The organism is Trinickia soli (genome assembly GCF_002879855.1).
GTDB lineage: Bacteria > Pseudomonadota > Gammaproteobacteria > Burkholderiales > Burkholderiaceae > Trinickia > Trinickia soli.
This window is the reverse complement of the sequence record NZ_PNYB01000004.1, coordinates 1-17,761: the sequence shown is the minus strand read 5'-3', so window position 1 is coordinate 17,761 and position 17,761 is coordinate 1. Positions and strand designations below refer to the sequence as shown.

The 17,761-nt window shown below is 65.1% G+C and carries 17 protein-coding genes; 7 read left to right on the top strand and 10 right to left on the bottom strand.

The window, feature by feature from the left end:
* Positions 1 to 95: 95 nt before the first annotated feature.
* The 5 genes from C0Z19_RS05910 to lpxK form a co-directional block, all read right to left on the bottom strand.
* Entirely contained in the window at positions 96 to 854 is a 759-nt protein-coding gene (locus C0Z19_RS05910) for a 3-hydroxyacyl-CoA dehydrogenase (RefSeq protein ID WP_102608882.1), read from the bottom strand.
* A gap of 249 nt (positions 855 to 1,103) precedes the next feature.
* Positions 1,104 to 1,766, bottom strand: a complete 663-nt coding sequence (gene adk, locus C0Z19_RS05905) for an adenylate kinase (protein WP_102608881.1) — start codon at positions 1,764 to 1,766, stop codon at positions 1,104 to 1,106.
* 270 nt (positions 1,767 to 2,036) lie between these two features.
* Complete coding sequence (gene kdsB, locus C0Z19_RS05900) at positions 2,037 to 2,855, bottom strand: 3-deoxy-manno-octulosonate cytidylyltransferase (RefSeq protein WP_102608880.1); 819 nt, start codon at positions 2,853 to 2,855, stop codon at positions 2,037 to 2,039.
* A gap of 114 nt (positions 2,856 to 2,969) precedes the next feature.
* Positions 2,970 to 3,176, bottom strand: coding sequence for a Trm112 family protein (locus C0Z19_RS05895; RefSeq protein ID WP_102608879.1), 207 nt, complete (start codon positions 3,174 to 3,176; stop codon positions 2,970 to 2,972).
* Entirely contained in the window at positions 3,157 to 4,185 is a 1,029-nt protein-coding gene (lpxK, locus tag C0Z19_RS05890) for a tetraacyldisaccharide 4'-kinase (protein ID WP_102608878.1), read from the bottom strand. Before lpxK ends, C0Z19_RS05895 begins: the two co-directional genes overlap by 20 nt.
* Positions 4,186 to 4,580: 395 nt before the next feature.
* Between lpxK and xseA the strand changes: the two genes are divergently transcribed.
* Both xseA and sodB read left to right on the top strand, forming a co-directional pair.
* On the top strand, positions 4,581 to 5,984 hold the full coding sequence (gene xseA / locus C0Z19_RS05885) for an exodeoxyribonuclease VII large subunit (RefSeq protein WP_102608877.1): 1,404 nt from the start codon (positions 4,581 to 4,583) through the stop codon (positions 5,982 to 5,984).
* A gap of 193 nt (positions 5,985 to 6,177) precedes the next feature.
* Positions 6,178 to 6,756, top strand: a complete 579-nt coding sequence (gene sodB, locus C0Z19_RS05880) for a superoxide dismutase [Fe] (protein WP_102608876.1) — start codon at positions 6,178 to 6,180, stop codon at positions 6,754 to 6,756.
* Between the two features lie 160 nt (positions 6,757 to 6,916).
* On the opposite strand, the gene clpP is transcribed toward sodB, so the two are convergent.
* Complete coding sequence (gene clpP, locus C0Z19_RS05875; protein ID WP_102608875.1) at positions 6,917 to 7,552, bottom strand: ATP-dependent Clp endopeptidase proteolytic subunit ClpP; 636 nt, start codon at positions 7,550 to 7,552, stop codon at positions 6,917 to 6,919.
* A gap of 229 nt (positions 7,553 to 7,781) precedes the next feature.
* On the opposite strand from clpP, the gene C0Z19_RS05870 reads away from it, so the two are divergent.
* Entirely contained in the window at positions 7,782 to 8,756 is a 975-nt protein-coding gene (locus C0Z19_RS05870; RefSeq protein ID WP_102608874.1) for a sigma-70 family RNA polymerase sigma factor, read from the top strand.
* Positions 8,757 to 8,844: 88 nt separating this feature from the next.
* Here C0Z19_RS05870 and C0Z19_RS05865 read toward each other — a convergent pair whose 3' ends face one another.
* Together C0Z19_RS05865 and C0Z19_RS05860 are read right to left on the bottom strand one after the other, a co-directional pair.
* Positions 8,845 to 10,122, bottom strand: coding sequence for a sensor domain-containing phosphodiesterase (locus tag C0Z19_RS05865; protein WP_102608873.1), 1,278 nt, complete (start codon positions 10,120 to 10,122; stop codon positions 8,845 to 8,847).
* 277 nt (positions 10,123 to 10,399) lie between these two features.
* On the bottom strand, positions 10,400 to 11,854 hold the full coding sequence (locus C0Z19_RS05860) for an aminotransferase-like domain-containing protein (protein ID WP_102609114.1): 1,455 nt from the start codon (positions 11,852 to 11,854) through the stop codon (positions 10,400 to 10,402).
* Positions 11,855 to 12,016: 162 nt separating this feature from the next.
* On the opposite strand from C0Z19_RS05860, the gene C0Z19_RS05855 reads away from it, so the two are divergent.
* On the top strand, positions 12,017 to 12,334 hold the full coding sequence (locus tag C0Z19_RS05855; RefSeq protein WP_233196023.1) for a DUF2917 domain-containing protein: 318 nt from the start codon (positions 12,017 to 12,019) through the stop codon (positions 12,332 to 12,334).
* Positions 12,335 to 12,366: 32 nt separating this feature from the next.
* On the opposite strand, the gene C0Z19_RS05850 is transcribed toward C0Z19_RS05855, so the two are convergent.
* Entirely contained in the window at positions 12,367 to 13,602 is a 1,236-nt protein-coding gene (locus C0Z19_RS05850; RefSeq protein WP_102608871.1) for a citrate/2-methylcitrate synthase, read from the bottom strand.
* Positions 13,603 to 13,725: 123 nt separating this feature from the next.
* Between C0Z19_RS05850 and C0Z19_RS05845 the strand changes: the two genes are divergently transcribed.
* Positions 13,726 to 15,207, top strand: coding sequence for a CoA transferase (locus C0Z19_RS05845; RefSeq protein ID WP_102608870.1), 1,482 nt, complete (start codon positions 13,726 to 13,728; stop codon positions 15,205 to 15,207).
* Between the two features lie 31 nt (positions 15,208 to 15,238).
* On the opposite strand, the gene C0Z19_RS05840 is transcribed toward C0Z19_RS05845, so the two are convergent.
* A complete protein-coding gene (locus C0Z19_RS05840) occupies positions 15,239 to 15,988 on the bottom strand; it encodes a GntR family transcriptional regulator (protein WP_102608869.1) in 750 nt (249 codons plus the stop codon).
* Between the two features lie 252 nt (positions 15,989 to 16,240).
* On the opposite strand from C0Z19_RS05840, the gene C0Z19_RS05835 reads away from it, so the two are divergent.
* Positions 16,241 to 17,083, top strand: a complete 843-nt coding sequence (locus tag C0Z19_RS05835) for an aldo/keto reductase (protein WP_102608868.1) — start codon at positions 16,241 to 16,243, stop codon at positions 17,081 to 17,083.
* A 177-nt stretch (positions 17,084 to 17,260) separates the two neighbouring features.
* Positions 17,261 to 17,761 (top strand): hypothetical protein (locus C0Z19_RS28440; protein WP_199180761.1); only part of this gene is annotated, 501 nt, incomplete at its 3' end.

The following is a 17,761-nucleotide window of genomic DNA, read 5'->3' as shown; positions in this document are numbered from 1 at the left end:
ACCGTAGAAGGTGAAGAAAGCGCCCGTCCGGTGTGTTTGTATCTGCGCCGGGCGGGCGTTTGCTTCTCGAGCAACCGATCGATCGGTTGCGGCGATTACTTCGGTTGCATCCGAATCGCGCCGTCCAAGCGGATGACTTCGCCGTTGAGCATCGGATTGTCGAAGATCTGCTTGACGAGCATCGCGTACTCGTTCGGCTTGCCCAGTCGCGGCGGGAACGGCACCATTGCGCCGAGCGCATCCTGCACTTCCTTCGGCATGCCCAGCAACATTGGCGTTTCGAAGATGCCGGGGGCGATCGTCATCACGCGAATCGCATTGCGCGAAAGATCGCGCGCAACGGGCAGGGTCATACCCGCGACGCCGCTTTTCGAAGCGGCGTAAGCGGCCTGGCCGATTTGTCCGTCGAAAGCGGCGACAGAGGCCGTATTGACGATCACGCCGCGCTCGCCGTTCGCATTGGGTGCGTTCTTCGACATTTCATAGGCCGCGAGCCGCAGCATATTGAACGTGCCGATCAGGTTGATCTCGATCGTGCGCTGGAATTTGTCGAGCGGGTGCGGGCCGTCCTTGCCGACCGTCTTGATTGCCGGTGCGACGCCTGCGCAGTTGACGAGCCCGACGAGCGGGCCAAGTCGCGTTGCCGCCTCGACGGCCTGCAGTGCATCGGCCTCGCGGCTGACGTCGCATTTGACGAAGACGCCACCCAGCTCGGCGGCGAGCGCGGTGCCCGAATCTTCATTCAAATCGGCGATCACCACCTTGCCGCCATTTTCGGCGAACAGGCGCGCCGTTGCCGCGCCAAGACCGGACGCGCCGCCGGTGACCAAAAATGCGTTGCCGCGAATCTCCATGCTGCTGCTCCTTACGTGTTCAAAAGAGAATGCATCCCAGCGTCCGCGCGGCTCGTGACCGGTTGGCGCGCAGGCCGCCGCCGATTGTAATCGCTCGCGGGCCTGTGTTGCGAGGTCATCTGCCGGTCACGATGGCGAAGAAAAAGGAGCCGCGCATGAAAAACGCCGCTCGGCATGGCGCTGAACGGCGTGTGGATACGCGAGCCGCGAACGTGAGCCGCCAGGGCTCACGCGTGAGGGGCAACTGCGCTACTTCAGCGCTTCGAAGACTCGCTGACGGATTTCGTCGACGCTGCCGAGGCCCGAAATGCGGCGATATTGCGGCGCGCTGAGACCGTTTTCGACGCCGCGCTGCGCCCATTGCTGGTAGTAGTCGATGAGCGGCTTGGTCTGCGCGACATACACGTCGAGGCGCTTCTTCACGGTCTCTTCCTTGTCGTCCTCGCGCTGAACCAGCGGCTCGCCCGTGACGTCGTCCTTGCCTTCGATCTTCGGCGGATTGAACCTGACGTGATAGGTGCGCCCCGATGCCGGGTGCGTGCGGCGACCACTCATGCGAACGATGATTTCGTCGAAAGGGACGTCGATCTCGAGCACATAGTCGATCGCGACGCCGGCTTCCTTCATGGCTTCGGCCTGCGGCAGCGTGCGGGGGAAACCGTCGAACAGATAGCCGTTCCTGCAATCGGCTTCGAGCAGGCGTTCTTTGACGAGATTGATGATGAGCGCGTCGGGCACGAGCTCGCCCGCGTCCATATACCGCTTCGCTTCCACGCCGAGCGGCGAGCCTGCCTTGACCGCGGCGCGCAGCATGTCGCCGGTCGAAATCTGCGGGATTCCGAATTGTTCTTTGATGTAGTTAGCCTGGGTACCCTTGCCGGCGCCCGGCGCGCCCAACAGGATCAAACGCATGCTCTTTCTCCGAATTGTGTGTAAATGCTGCGGCGCGAAAAGCAAACGCAAGATGCCTGGCGCAATACGCTTCGACGCGTGGCGTTGCCGGCAAGGACGCAAACGTGCGTCGGCCGCACGTCGGGCTTGCCGCATCGTGCTGGACGACACGCAAGCCGCACTCGGGCGGCATGGGGGGCGAACGGGAATCGGAAGCGAATAGTGCGAATGCTGCTCGCGCAATCGGCCCTGATTATGCCACGCGTTAGGGCTTTGACAGGAAAAACAACGTCAGGGATTCGACAGGAAAAGTGCGCGCACGCGCTCGAGATCGGCAAGCGTATCGACGCCGGGCGCCGGTGCCTCATGCGTCACGCGCACGGCGATGCGCTCGCCATGCCACATCGCCCGCAGTTGCTCGAGCATCTCGGCTTGTTCGATCGGCGCCTGGGCGAGCGTCGGATAAGTACGCAGGAAGCGCGCGCGATAAGCGTACAGGCCGATGTGCCGGAACACCGTATCGGCGGGCGGCGCCGGCATGGCGGCGAGCTCGATCGTTTGCGCACCGGCGTGCGGTTGATAGGCGTCGCGCAGCCAGGGAATCGGCGCGCGAGAGAAGTACAACGCAACCCCGCGCGCATCGAGCACGACCTTGACGACGTTCGGATTGAAAACGTCGGATGGATCGACGATCGGATGCGCGGCCGTTGCGATCGCGCAGTCCGGGTTGGCTGCAAGGTGCGACGCAACGTCGCGCACGAGCGCAGGATCGATCAGCGGCTCGTCGCCTTGCACATTCACCACGATCGTATCGTCGGCCAGGTTCAGGCGCGCGGCGACTTCCGCGAGACGGTCGGTGCCCGACGGGTGATCGGCGCGCGTGAGCAGCGCCTCCACCCCGTGCGCCTGGGCCGCCTGCAGCACGCGCTCATCGTCGGTCGCAATCAGCACCCGTTGCGCCCCGGCCTGCAGCGCGCGCTGCGCCACGCGCACAACCATCGGTTTGCCGGCGATGTCGGCGAGCGGCTTCTCAGGCAGGCGGGTCGAGGCGAGACGCGCGGGAACGACGGCGACGAAAGGCGGTGCGTCTAGGCGGGCGGAGACAGTCATCGGGTAATGGGCCAGGCAGGATGAATTCGTGTTGCGCGGGGTACGTCAGTCAATTCGGGCGGGCCCAGACGCGGCACGTCGAGCGGCGTCCTGGAAGGCGCCTTCAGCGGTACCTCAGGCGCCGCCCGCTGGGTCGAGCGGCTCGACCGGTGTGCCTTCGACGGTCTGGCGCGCCTCGTCGACCAGCATGACGGGGATGCCGTCACGAATCGGATAAGCCAGCTTGTCGGCTTGGCAGATGAGTTCTTGCTGCGCGCGATCGTAGGTGAGCGGACCCTTGCAGATCGGGCAAACGAGAATTTCAAGCAGGCGAGCGTCCACGGAGTTTCTCCACAACCAAGGCGATGAGGCGAGCGGGGAGCGTGGCTTCGACCGGTACGACCCAGATCCGAGCGTCACGCCAAGCGCTCAATTTTACTGCATCCTTCTCGGTCACCAGGATTGCGTCGACCGGTTCGTTGACGAACGGGTTGTCGCGAAACGCGTAGTGGTCCGGTAGCGGACGTGTGGCGGGCGCCAGCCCGGCCGCGCGCAGCGTCGCAAAAAAGCGCTCCGGTGCCCCAATGCCGGCCGCGGCCAGCATGCGCGCTCCGATGAATTGGGCCAACGGCCGACGCAGACTCGGATCGCCCAGATGCCATGCGTCGCCCGGCGCGAGCGTCAGTGCGAACGTGTCGGGCCACGGCGGCAGCGCGCGCTCGAACGGATTGTTGATCAGCGTGGCGTCGCGATGTCGCGAGAGCGGCTCCCGCAGAGGGCCGGCGGGCAGCAGAAAACCGTTGCCGCCCAGGCGTTGATCGAAGACGACGAGCTCGACTGCGCGCGCAAGCCGGTAATGCTGCAGCCCGTCGTCGCTGACGATGACGTCGACATCGTCATGCGCCGCGCGCAGTGCCTTGGCGCACGCGACGCGATCGGCGCATACCCACACCGGCACGCTCGTGCGCCGGGCGATCAGCACCGGTTCGTCGCCGACCTGCGCCGGCGAAGAGGCCGACGTGACCGGGCGCGGTTCGCCCGCCTTCGACCCATAGCCGCGCGAAACCACGCCGGGCGTAAAGCCGGCGGCGCGCAGCGCATCCACGAGCGCGATGACGGTCGGCGTCTTGCCCGTGCCGCCTACGGTCACATTGCCGACCACGACGACTGGCACGCCCACGTCCACGCGCTCGCGCCAGCCGAGGGCGAAGGTCGCGCGCCGAAAGGCGGCGATGGCGCCGAACAGCGCGGCAGCGGGCGTCAGGGCCCAGGCGAATGCGCCGCGGCGTTGCCATTCGCGAGTCACATAGGCTTGCGCGCGGGCTTTGATGCGGTCGGCGAAGCGATCCATGGTGGTGGGGTTGGGCGGGTCGTAGGACCGTGGTGGAACAGAGCCGGCACTGTAGCGTGGCCAGCGAGCGCCCTGCAAGCTGGCAATCAGCGGGTCGTCCACCATCGAGTGGCAGATGCCCTGTGGATAACTCTGTGAAAAACTTCGACCCTGGTGGCCGGAAACGTCGATAAATCAAGCTTCCTATCGGCCGCCGCTAAAGTCCTACGAAAAAAATTTCCTTATAAATCAGTAGTTTGTAACGTCAGTTTGCCGCTTTCCGCGGTTCCATTCGTCAGTTGACGCCGCCGGTGGCAGCGCCCCCCTATGTGGGAAACCTTGCATGCTGCAGTGCGGGCACTGGACGGCGGCCGCGCGCCGGTCTATCGTCTCAGCGGCCAAAACCAAGGTTCCCCATGCAATCCCGTTCTCCATTCCCGCCCGGTGGCGCCGCAACGACATCCGGGTCCGCTTCGTTCGAGGCCGACGTGGCCGTCCCGGTGTCTGTGCTCAATCGCGCGATCGGGACGATGCTCGAGCGGTCGTTTCCGCTCGTTTGGGTCGCCGGCGAAGTCTCGAACTTCACGCGGGCCGCCAGCGGCCATTGGTACTTTTCGATCAAGGATGCGCAAGCGCAAATGCGCTGCGTCATGTTCCGCGGGCGCGCGCAGTACGCCGAATTCACGCCGCGCGAAGGCGACAAAATCGAGGTGCGCGCGCTCGTGACGATGTACGAGCCGCGCGGCGAACTGCAGTTGAACGTCGAGGCCGTGCGCCGCACCGGGACGGGCCGTCTTTACGAGATGTTCTTGCGGCTCAAAGCGCAGCTCGAGGCGGAGGGCCTGTTCGCACCGGAGCGAAAACGGCCTTTGCCGACGCATCCGCATGCCATCGGCATCGTGACGTCGTTGCAGGCGGCCGCGTTGCGCGATGTCCTGACCACGCTCTCGCGCCGCGCGCCGCATATCCCCGTGATCGTCTATCCGGCGCCCGTACAAGGTGCGGGTGCGGGCGAAAAGCTCGCGGCCATGGTCGCCACGGCGAACGCGCGCCGCGAGGTGGACGTATTGATCGTCTGCCGCGGCGGAGGCTCGATCGAAGACCTCTGGTCGTTCAACGAAGAGGGGCTCGCGCGTGCGATCGCTTCGAGTGAATTGCCGATCGTGAGCGGTGTTGGCCACGAAACCGACTTTACGATTGCCGATTTCGCGGCCGACGTGCGCGCACCTACGCCGACGGGCGCTGCCGAGCTTGTGAGCCCGCAGCGCACGATGCTGCTGCGCGAACTCGATCACCGCACGGCCGCGCTCGCGCGCGGATTCGGCCGGCACATGGAGCGGCGGGCGCAGCAGCTCGACTGGCTGGCGCGTCGGCTCGTGAGTCCCGCCGAGCGCTTGCGCAGACAGCGTGTGCATTTGCAGCAGTTGCAGGCGAGGCTCGCATCGGCGGGGGCGCGCCCGTTGCGCGATGCGCAGGCGCGCTTCGCGCTCGTGCGCTTGCGCTGGCAACGTTGGCGTCCCGATCTGACGGCGGCGCGCTCGTCGGTGGTCGGGCTCGGGCGGCGGCTCGACGCTGCGTTCGAGCGGCAGGAGGAGCGCCGCGCTTCGAAGGTTGCGGCGCTGGCGGCGCGGCTCGACGTGTTGAGCCCGCAGCGGACGCTCGAACGCGGCTACGCGGCGCTCATCGACGCGCAAACGGGCCGGGCCGTGCGCTCGCCGGCAACGCTCAAACGCGACAAGCGGCTTACAGTTCACGTGGCCGAGGGCTCGGCCGACGTGACGCTCAAGGATGTCCAGTCGCGCTTGACCGATGGGTTTTGATCGGAGGGTAGTGGCGCGAGGCCAGGGTGCACGGCAATCCGCGGCTACAGCATTTTTTACGCCAATTGCGGCGCACCGCGGTCAATGCTGCGCATAAAGGCCGCTCGTTTGCGGGGTTATTCCAAGTCGCCTACAATCCAGTGTTCTACAGCGTTAGCCGCCTACATCCCCATAACACAGAAGGATCAGCACCATGGAACATACGCTCCCGCCGCTGCCGTACGCGAAGAACGCTCTCGCTCCGCATATGTCGGAAGAAACGCTCGAGTACCACTACGGCAAGCACCATCAAGCCTACGTCACGAACCTGAACAACCTGATCAAGGGCACCGAGTTCGAAAACCTGCAGCTCGAAGAGATCGTCAAGAAGGCGTCGGGCGGCGTGTTCAACAACGCGGCGCAAATCTGGAATCACACGTTTTTCTGGAATAGCCTGAAGCCGCAAGGCGGCGGTGCGCCGAGCGGCGCGCTGGGCGACGCGATCAACGCCAAGTGGGGTTCGTACGACGCGTTCAAGGAAGCGTTCTCGAAGGCAGCGGTCGGCAACTTCGGTTCGGGCTGGACGTGGCTCGTGAAGAAGGCTGACGGTTCGCTCGACATCGTTTCGACGAGCAACGCCGCTACGCCGTTGACGACGGACGCCAAACCGCTGCTGACGATCGACGTTTGGGAACACGCGTACTACATCGACTACCGCAATGCCCGTCCGAAGTTCGTCGAAGCATTCTGGAATATCGCGAACTGGGATTTTGCAGCGAAGAATTTCGCCTGAGTCAGAGTGTGCGAAAGGTCCGGGCGCTCATACGCAGCGCCCGGCCTCCACAAAGACCCTCGCCGCGCGCGAGGGTTTTGTTTTTCAGCGGCCAAGCCTGGCTCGATTTCGAAGTGCCCGGCGAGGCGGCTGCTTTGCCCACACGGCCGAGTGCGCGGCGTCAGAGCGACGTGCGCCGTGCGACATCGGCGAGCGTAACGCGGTCGGTCAACACGTCATCGACAAGCCCATAGTCCTTCGCCGCGGCTGCAGACATAAAGTTATCGCGATCCGTATCTTTCGCGATCTGTTCGACTGATTGGCCCGTCCTTTCAGCAAGCACCTGGTTGAGCCGTTCACGCAGAAACAGCACTTCCTTGGCTTGGATCTCGATGTCGGCCGCGGTGCCCTGACTGCCGCCTGACGGCTGATGAATCATGATGCGGGCGTTCGGCAGCGCGAAGCGCTTGCCTTTGGCGCCAGCGGCCAGCAGGAACGTTCCCATGCTCGCTGCGAATCCCGTGCAGAGTGTGGAAACCTGCGGCTTGATGAATTGCATGGTGTCGTAGATCGCGAGCCCATCGTAGACCGACCCGCCCGGCGAGTTGATATAAAAGAAGATGTCCTTATCGGGGTTCTCCGATTCCAAAAACAGCATTTGGGCGACGATGAGGCTTGCCGTTTGATCGGTGACTGGGCCGACGAGAAAGACGATGCGCTCGCGCAGTAGCCGCGAGTAGATGTCGTACGCGCGCTCGCCCCGACCCGTTTGTTCGATAACGGTTGGGACGAGCTGGCTTTGGGGATGGAAAGGCATACGTGCTCCTCGCGTGGAATCGACGATGGCCGTTGTTCGAGAATACTCGCAAGCGGCCCTTGCTGTCATGACGCTTGGATCGCCGCCGATGTGACGGCAAGCGCCGTCATTGGCTGCACAAGCGCAGAAAACAAAAAATATTGCGAAGCGCGTAACATCGGCGAGTGCTCGAACGTCAACACGATGAGGCGCGTGCAGCGCCGCAAGCCCGACTGCAGGAGCCCATTCAATGACGCAAGAAGAAATACACAAGACAGCGGGTTTCGAAGCCGCCCGCGCGCGGCTCATATCGATCGCCTATCGCATGTTGGGCAGCCGGGCCGAAGCCGAGGACGTGGTGCAGGACGCATGGCTGAAATGGCATGCCGCGGCTTCGGGCGAGCTGCACACGCCGCTCGCCTGGTTGACGACCGTGACGACGCGACTGGCCATCGATCGGATTCGGCGCTTGCAATCGGAGCAAGCGGCGCGCGCAAGCGAACTGACGCAGCCTTGGCTGGACGAACAGGCTCCATCGGCCGAGGACGAGGCGCTCCATGCATCGACGGTATCGGAGGCCGTCAAGCTGTTGTTCGAGCGGCTTTCGGCCGACGAGCGTGCGGCATTCGTGCTGCATGAGGCGTTTGATTGCGACTACGCGCAGATTGCCGAGGTCGTCGGCAAGACGCCCGCGCATTGCCGGCAATTGGCGCATCGTGCGCGTCGGCGTTTGACGGACGAGCACGAAAGCGGGGCAGACCGCTCGCGGCGAGATAGGGGTGCTCAAGCGTCTCGCATGGAGGATGCCGCACGGTTGCTCGAGATCATTCATCGCGCGGATGGGGCGGGCGCCATGCGGCTTTTGACCGAGCGCGAGGTGCCGGTGGCTGCTGCGGACAGCGTCGTTTCGCGGCGCGCTTCGGTGAGCGCCGGGTCTCTTGCGGAAGATCCTATGACATGCGCCGGATTCACCGCGCTTGAGCTCCACGCGCTGCCACGCGATTGCGGAGCAGCGCTCGCGCTGGTGCAGGATTGCGAGGTGGTTGGCGTGCTGCGCTTGAAGCTGCTACGCGCAAGCTCGGGTTACGCGCTGGTCTCAGTCACGCTGAAGATGGGCGGGGCGGAGGTTGAAGCGCTCAACGGCCGCTTCGGCTCGCATGCGATCAAGCAGATGCTTAGGCGAATCGCGGGCGCGCAGTCGACGACAGTGCGGTGCGCGGCGTAAGGGCTGAAAAGCAGAGCCAGGTATGCGCCAGGCGTCAGGCGCAATCCCGCTCAGGGATGTCCGCGAAGTTGCGCCCGCTCGCAAACCCTCAGCGCCGTCGCGAATTCGCTTCCCAATCGATATCGACGCAAAGCACCTGCAGCCCCTGCGCGGTTTTAGCCGCGATTGACGCGGTCACGCACAGGTGCGCCTCGTTCAGCGACAGATACGGCGCGGTGACATGCACGGGTCCGGGCGCGCGCACGGCCTCGGTGAAGTACGGACGATGCGCCCAGCTCGCGCCTTCCGAATGCAGCAACGGGCTGAACCGCTTGGCACGCCGGGAGACGACGCGCCCCGGTGGCACGATGTTGTCGCCAATTTGCCTGCCGTCGGCATCGAGCAAGAAACAGCGCGCTGTGTCATGCAGCGCGAGCAGCGCCTCGCACGCAGTGTCGACAGGCGTGCCCTTCACGAAACGCGCGCACGCCTGCTCGAGCGATTGAACATACGGTGCGAGACGTTCGGCTTGAGCACGTTCGCGGGCCGCCACGCGTTTGCGCAGCGCGGCCGAAAGCGCGTCCATGAGCCCCGCAGCCGCACGCGGTTGGACCGGCTCGACACTCGGCTCGGCGAAATAACTGCCTTGCACGAAGTCCACATTGCACTCGAGCGCGATCAACGCGTCGCGCTCGGTGGTGAGGCCGCCCATCAGCACGAGCTGTCCCGATTCATGCAGCAGCGAGACGAGTTGCGGCAGGACGCGTTCGAAATGTGAGTGCTCACTGGCCTGCGCGAGAATGCCGCGATCGAGCGAGACGATGTCCGGATGCAGATGCCAGACGCGGTCGATATTCGAATGTTTGGCGCCGAAGCCGCCGAGCGCGATCAGAAAGCCCGACTTGCGCAGACTGTCGACGATCTCGGCGAAGCGGCTCGTTTCGCCACCGGCTTGCTCCGGCACTTCCAATACGACGCGCTGCGGCGGCAAGCCCAGCGTCTTGAGATTCGCGAGCAAGGCATCGCCGTAGCTCGTATCCATCAGCGCGGCGGGATGCAGGCTCAGGAACAGCCATTCGTCATGACCGTCGATTGCACTGAAATTGCCTAGATGTAGCGATTCGGCCAGCCGCCCGAGCTCGAGCAGATCGCCGCGTCGCGCCGCCTGCGCGAAGACGTCGCGCGAGGGCGCCTGTGCGCCGTGTTCGTCGTGCGCGCGCAGCGAGGCGTGATAGCCGATCGCGCGACGGTGCGATACCGAGAACACCGGCTGAAAGACGCTGAACACGGTATAGCCGCCGTAGACGACGGTGCGGCGGCTACCCGCGTCGTCCGCAACGGGACGCGGCGGCTGAAAGCCGGGGGGATCGAGATCGACCATGCTCATTGGAAATCCGACAGGAATAAAAACGGCGCCGTGAGGCGCCTTCGTCGGTGCGCCGCTCGGTACTTATTACGAACTGTACAGCATACGACAGCAAGATTTATGCGAGATGTCAAACCTTCACGCGAGTGCGCTGTGATGCGGATGACGGCGCGAATACGCGGCAGGGCCGCTGCACAATGCTGGTGCTGCCGCCCCGTTGCGGCGCGCGCGCAGGCCGCACCGGGGTGCCGATGTAGGCCGGCCCCTGTGGAAGGGAACGGGCGTAAGCCGCTCGAGATCAACCGATGGACGACAACGCGTCCTCGCGCATGTCCGCCGTATTGCCGATCGATTCGATTCGCGGTGCCCGCTCGAAGAACGCTTGTGCGCGGCGGTCCTGCGCGTAGGCCGCATTGATTCGAATCCAGGGGCTCGGCTCGCCATGCGGACGGAAGTAGCTGCCCGGTGCAATCGTCACTTCGCATGTGGCTGCGCAATCGATCAGTTGCTGCGGATCGTCGATATGCGGCACGCGCGCCCATATGAACTTGCCGCCGACAGGCGGTGCAAAGAGTTGCCAGCCGTGTGCTTCGAGCGAGCGCGTCGTCGCGCCGAGCGCGTCGGATACGCGTCGGCGCAGCCGCTCGAGGAACTTGCGGTAGGCCCCGCGCTCGAGCATCGCGAGTGCGACCGCTTCGGCGAAAGGCGACCCGCTGATGCTCGTCAGCAACTTGATGTCGCCGAGATCCTTGATGATCTGGCGGCTCGCAGCGACGAAGCCGATCCGCAGCGAAGATGACAGCGTCTTCGACAACCCGCCGATATAGACGACGCGCTCGAGCTGATCGAGCGTAGCGAGGCGATCGGTGGTGTCGTCCTGATAATCGGCGTAGATGTCGTCCTCGACGATCGTGAAGTCGTATTCGTGAGCAAGCTGCAGCAGACGGAACGCCACCGACGGCGCCACGACGGTGCCCGTCGGGTTGTGAAACACCGTGTTGACGAACACCGCGCGCGGCCGATGGCGCTTGAGCTCGGCTTGCAGCACGTCGATGTCGGGACCGGACGCCGTGCGTGGAATACCGACGACGTTGATGCCGTGCAACTTCAACAACCCGAACAGGTTGTAGTAGCCGGGGTCTTCGACAAACATCGTATCGCCGGCGCGCAGCATGTAACGGACGATCAGGTCGATGGCCTGGCTCGCGCCGCACGTGATCAATATCTGCGAGGCGTCGGCACGGATACCGAGCGGCGCGATACGCGCCTGCAAGTGTTCGCGCAGTGCGGCGTTGCCGAGCGGCGTCGCATAGTCGGTCAGCGATCCGGGATCGGTACGCGCGACGTGGCGTGCCGCCTGCGCGATGCCGTCCATGTCGCGCCACGCTTCGGGAATGAAGCCGCTGCCGAGTTTGAGCGTGTCGCCGGGGTGATTGAACTGCTGCATGATGTAGTTCGATTCGTCCTCGGCACGTCGCGGATCCGACGCGCCGCAGCGATCGAGGGCCGCATGGACGCGCCCGCTGACGTAAAACCCCGACCCATGCCGCGATTCCACATAGCCGAGCGAGACGAGCCGATCGTATGCCTCGATGACGGGAAAGCGGCTGATGTTGCAGTCGAGCGCAAGCTGTCGAATCGACGGCAACTTTGCGCCGGCGTGCGCCTCGCGTGAGCGAATCCATTGCTCCATGGCGGAAACAATCTGCTCGGTCAGCGGTACGCCATTCTCACGGTCGATCTCGATCTTCATCGTTCGCACCTTCGTCACACGTGACTGTTCGGTTTTTTGACTGAACAGTTTCGACGAAACTGTTCACCACTGTGCATGTGATTGTAGGCCCGCAATCGCAATAATGCCTAGACGAAATGTTTTTGAAGGGGTACGGCGATGCGAGAAATCAGGACGTTTGAAATGCAAAGCGACGAACCGGCGACGCTATGGCGCGTCGCGCATCCGCTGATCGTCGAGGTGGCGCAAGGCACGCTCTGGCTGACGGTGGAGGGCGATGCCGAGGACTATTGGCTCGAGCCGGGTTTTTCGTTCCTTTTGCCGGCGGGTGTCAGGGCGTGGATCGGCTCGGGTCGCGGCGACGTGCGCATGACTGCGACGGACGCGGGGCCGCTGAGCGACGTCGACAGCCAAGCTGCGCCCGCGTGCACGGGCCTCGATCCGAGTGCGAGACCTGCCCGCCACACCGGGGCGCCGCGCTGGCGCGTGGCAGCGGCTTGATGCGATGTGCGACGGGCGGGGAAGACGATGGCTTACGCCGCGGGTTCGTCAACGCCGACATAACGCGCACGCGGACGAATCAGCCGGCCGTCGTCGTATTGCTCCATGGCATGGGCGATCCACCCTGCCGCGCGGCCGAGCGCAAATAGCGAAAAGGCCGCGCCAGGAGGCAGGCCGAGCACACGTTCGAGCGCCGACAGCGCGAAATCGACAGTGGGTGCGAGGCCCGTGGCGTCGCGCGCCGCGCGGACGATCGCGTCGATGTCGGCCATCGCACGATGTTCGGCGCGCGTCGTGGCGCACTGGGCCAGCAACTCGAGCAGCAGTGCGCCGCGCGGATCGCCGTTTGGATAGAGCAGGTGGCCGAAGCCAGGCAGAATCGTGCGTTGCTGCTGATCGCCGCGAGCGAGCCGGGCGGCCACATAACGATCGACGTCGCCGGCCTCGCAGGCTTCATGAAACAACGCCGTGACGAGCATCGTTTCGCCGCAATGACGTGGCCCCGCCAATGCGGCGAGACCGCCCGTGACCGCGCCGAACAAATGCATGCCGGTCGAGGCGATGCAGCGTACCGTGAACGTCGATGCGTTCAGTTCGTGGTCGGCGCACACCACGAGCGCCGCGCGCAGCAATTCCAGATGACGGCGCTTGCGCACACCCCAGGCCGTCGCCAGTTGCCGATGCAATGGCACGCGTGACGGTGCGGCCGCGACGAGTGCGGCGGCGAGCACGCGCAGCAGCATGACGGCGGTCTCGAGGCGCGCCTGCCTGCCCGATGTGAAAAGCCGGGGCATGTGCGCCGCCGCTGCAGGAAGCAACGCGAGCGCGCGTTCGTGCGGCGCACTGGCATGCGCCTGCCTGAGCCATGCGCGCCATGAGCCGGCGGCGACCGGGGCATCGGGTGCTTCCTCGAAACAGGTGCCGCTGCATTCCCACAATAACGAGGCCGCCTCTTCGAGCGTGGCTGTGCGCGCCAATTCGATAGCATCGCGCCCGCGATAAACGAGGCGGCCGTCGCTGATCAATGTGATGCGCGATTCAAGGACAGGCACGCCCCAATCGAGCACTTCCTGTGCGACCTTGCCGGCGCGCTTGCCGTCGGCCTTGCGGCGCGCGAGCCGCCGCACCTCGTCGGCCGCATAGAGCCTGCGCTTGCCGACCGACTCGGGCGCCGATTTGAGCACGCCTCGGCTCACATACGAATAAAGCGTGGGCAGACTGACGCCGAGCGTGGCGGCCGCCTCGGCCGCGGTCAGGTAGGTGGACATGAACGGAAGATCGTCGATAAAAAACCAAACTAATCGATATATGTTGATTATTTGAATCAAGATTGATCGACATTGGACCCGATTCTAGACTCGGCGACATCTTCACTTCGCTTTTTTCGGACCATGACTGCCTTTCGTGCGCTCGAGCATCTGTGGTCGTTGGCGGGTTGTCCCGCGACGGCGCTTGATGACATCCGTCTGACCGGGGACGACCCGGGGTTGCCCTCCGTCTATCGCGTTGGCGCGCTTGCGAACGCGACGATCGGCGCAGCCGCGCTTGCTGCGGCCGAGTGTCATCGGTTGCGCACGGGGCGTCGCCAGCGTGTCGAGGTTGAGCAGCGCCGCGCGCTCGCGGTGTTCCGCAGCGAACGCTATCTGCGCATCGACGATGGGGCCGCGCCCGAATTGCGCGATCCGTTGATGGGGTTCTACGCAACGCGCGACGGGCGCTGGATCCAGCTGCATACCAATTTCCCCCACCATCGGCGCGGCGTCGTGAAGCTGCTCGGCTGTGCCGACGATCATGCTGCCGTGAGCGCGGCGATTCGCGAGCGCGATGGCGCCGCACTCGATCAGGCGCTTGCCGACGCGGGACTTTGCGCCGCATTGATCAGGAGTCCGAACGAATGGGCAGCGCTCGAGCAAGCCCGCGCGCTCGCGTTGCTACCGCTGTTCGAAATCGAGCGGATCGACGGGGTGGCTGAAGGCGACGCTGCACCCATGCCGATCGGTGCGCACGCGGGTGCTTCCGGTGAGTTCAACGACGGTCGCGCAACGTTCGACGTTGCTTCGCGCGTGCGACCCGGTTCGCTCGGTACACGGCCGCTTGCGGGCGTGCGCGTGCTCGATCTGAGTCGCATCATTGCGGGTCCCGTTGCCGGGCGCACGTTGGCTCAGCACGGCGCCGACGTCATGCTCGTAAACGGCCCGCATTTGCCGAACATCGCGCCGCTCGTAATAGACAACGGCCGCGGCAAGCGTTCTGCGTTTCTCGATGTGCGGCGCGCGGACGAGCGCGCCACGTTGTTTGCGCTCGCGCAAGAGGCCGACGTCTTTCTTCAGGCCTACCGTCCAGGCGCGCTGGCAGCGCATGGATTTTCACCTGAGGCGCTCGCGCGTGCGAGGCCTGGCATCGTCTATGTATCGATTTGCGCCTACGGGCCGACAGGCCCTTGGGCGCAGCGGCGCGGCTTCGACAGTCTCGTGCAGTCGGCGAGTGGTATCGCCTGGACCGAGACCGAGGCGGCTGGCGCAGCTTCGCCGAAACATCTGCCATGCCAGGCGCTCGATCATGCGACGGGCTATCTCGCCGCATTCGGCGCGATGGTCGCGTTGATGCGACGCGCGGCCGAAGGCGGGAGCTGGCATGTGCGCGTTTCGCTTGCGCAGACAGGCCGGTGGTTGCAATCGCTGGGAACGATCGCGGACGGATGGCGCGCGCCCGATCCGGGCCTCGACGACGTGCGCGACCTGATGCAAACGATGGAGACGCCGTTCGGCAAAGTGCTGGCAACTGCGCCGGCCGAATGCATGTCGGCCACGCCGCCCGGATTCGACCGGCCGCCCGTGCCGCTTGGCACGGATGTCGCGCGCTGGGACGCGTGATAGTCGCTGCGGCGCGGGTGGCGTTCGCGCGCTACTTGCGCAGTTCTGCGACGAAGTCGTAGTAGTCGTTGCGGCAATAGGTGTCGGTCAATTCGATCGCACGTTGATCGGCCGTGTAGCCGATACGCGTAATGAGCAGCAGAGCGTCGTGCGGGGCGATGCCCATTTGCTGCGCTATTTCGTCGCTCGCATTGACGGCACGAAAGTGTTGCAGCGCGCGCACGATGCCCTGGCCGCGTTGCTCGAGGTAACTGTAGAGCGAATCGCCGATCGCGTTCGGATCGGGTATCACCGATGCGGGCAGTGTCGAATTCTCGACAGCCATGACGATGCCGTTGGCAAGTCGCAACCGCTTTAGACGCGTGACCGCGGCGGCCGGCGACAACCCGAGCTGAATCACTTCGTCGCGACTCGCCGGTTGAATCTCGCGCGAGATCCAGGTCGAACTCGGCGTGAACCCGCGCCGGCGCAGCATCTCGCTGAAACTCGACAGGCGCGAGAGCGGATCGTCGTAGCGCGGCGTGATGAAGCTGCCCGCACCCTGTGTGCGGCGGATCAACCCTTGTTCGACGAGCAGTGCGATCGCCTTGCGCGCCGTGATGCGGGATACGCCGAGCGCATCCGATAGCACGCGCTCGGAAGGCAGCGCTTCGCCGGCGTTCCAACGGTTTTCGTGGATCGCCTGGCCGAGTTTACGCGCAAGTTGCAGATACAGCGGTGTGTCGTTGTCGGGATCGGGGCGCAGATCGCGCCAGCGGTCTTCCGAGGAAGCGTTGTTCATGGAGTTCGCGCGGCGAGGGGCAAGCGGCAATTCTATGTCATCGCGCCCTCGTGTGACGACATCCGCGTAGGCGCGTGTCTCACGTGCCGTCGTGCTGCAGTGCGCGAGATCATCGCAGACCCTGCGTGTCCCGGTGCTGCCACGCTGGACTTGTCTGTTCTTTCTGATCCCGGCGATTTGGCGTTCGGGGGCGCAGACGGCGGCGCGCACGACTAAACTGCACGGATTGCCAATCGTTGAGAGGGGGCGAGCATGACGCGCGACGACGGATTCGTCACGCTGCCGGACGGCGAGCGCATCGCACGACTGGGGCAGGGCACGTGGCAAATGGGCGAGCGTCCGGAGCACCGCAACGCGGAGATCGACGCACTGCGCATCGGCATCGAACTGGGCATGACGTTGATCGATACGGCCGAGATGTACGGCGAGGGTGCGACCGAAACGCTGCTTGGGGAGGCGCTCGCGGGATTGCGCGAGCAGGTGTTTCTCGTCAGCAAGGTTTATCCGCACAACGCGAGCCGGGATGGTGTCGTCGCCTCGTGCGAGGCGAGCCTGAAGCGCTTGAAGACCGATCGGCTGGATCTGTACTTATTGCATTGGCGTGGAGGTATTCCGCTCGAGGAGACGGTCGAGGCGTTCGAGTCGTTGCGTCGAGACGGGAAGATCCGACATTGGGGTGTGAGCAACTTCGACGTCGACGATATGGAGGAGTTGATCGAAGCGGGCGGTCAGGCGTGCGCGACGAATCAGATCCTCTACAACGTTGCGCGACGCGGCTGCGAATTCGATCTGCTGCCTTGGATGAAGGCACGCAGGATGCCTGCGATGGCATACAGCCCGATCGATCACATGCGCTTGCCGAAACGATCGGTGCTCGACGAGATCGCGCGTGCTCGCGGGCTGTCGGTCGTCCAGGTCGCGCTCGCGTGGGTGCTCGCGCGAGACGAGGTTTGCGCGATTCCGAAGGCGGGCAGCGTGGAGCACGTGCGCGCGAATCGTCGGTCGCTCGACGTCGTGCTGACCGGCCAGGAGCTTGCGGCGATCGACAGTGCGTTCAAACCGCCGCGAAGGAAGGTGTCGCTCGAGATGTTGTGACGTCGAGCGGGCGCGTTGGACCGGAACTGGTTTCGCGAAAGGCGACGCTCGTCTGTGCGGTCGCAAACGCGCATGAGATTCACCGTTGATGGCCGAAGCGGTCGGCAATGATGCAACGTTGAGACGGGCCGTTGAGACGCGCGATGAACGGCGTGTGCCTGGGTGCGTGACAGGGCGGTGATCGCGATCGATGACCGCCCGTTGATGCTGTGTGTGCTAGTGGCCGTGCCCGCCGCCACCGCTGGAGCCGTGTCCACCGCCGGAGTTGCCGCCGTTCGCACCGCCAGAGTTGCCACCAGCGCTGCCGCCGGAGCCGCCGCCGTCCGCGCCGCCGGAACCGTGGCCGCCGCCAGCACCGCCACCAGCACCGCCACCAGCACCGCCACCAGCACCGCCACCAGCACCGCCACCGGCGCCGCCGGAACCGTGGCCGCCACCAGCACCGCCACCGGCGCCACCGGCGCCGCCGGAACCGTGGCCGCCACCAGCGCCGCCGCCAGCGCCGCCACCAGCGCCGCCACCAGCGCCGCCGCCAGCGCCGCCACCAGCGCCGCCGCCAGCGCCGCCGCCAGCGCCGCCGCCAGCGCCGCCACCAGCGCCGCCACCAGCGCCGCCGCCAGCCCCGCCACCAGCGCCGCCGCCAGCGCCGCCACCAGCGCCGCCACCCGCGCCCGTCCC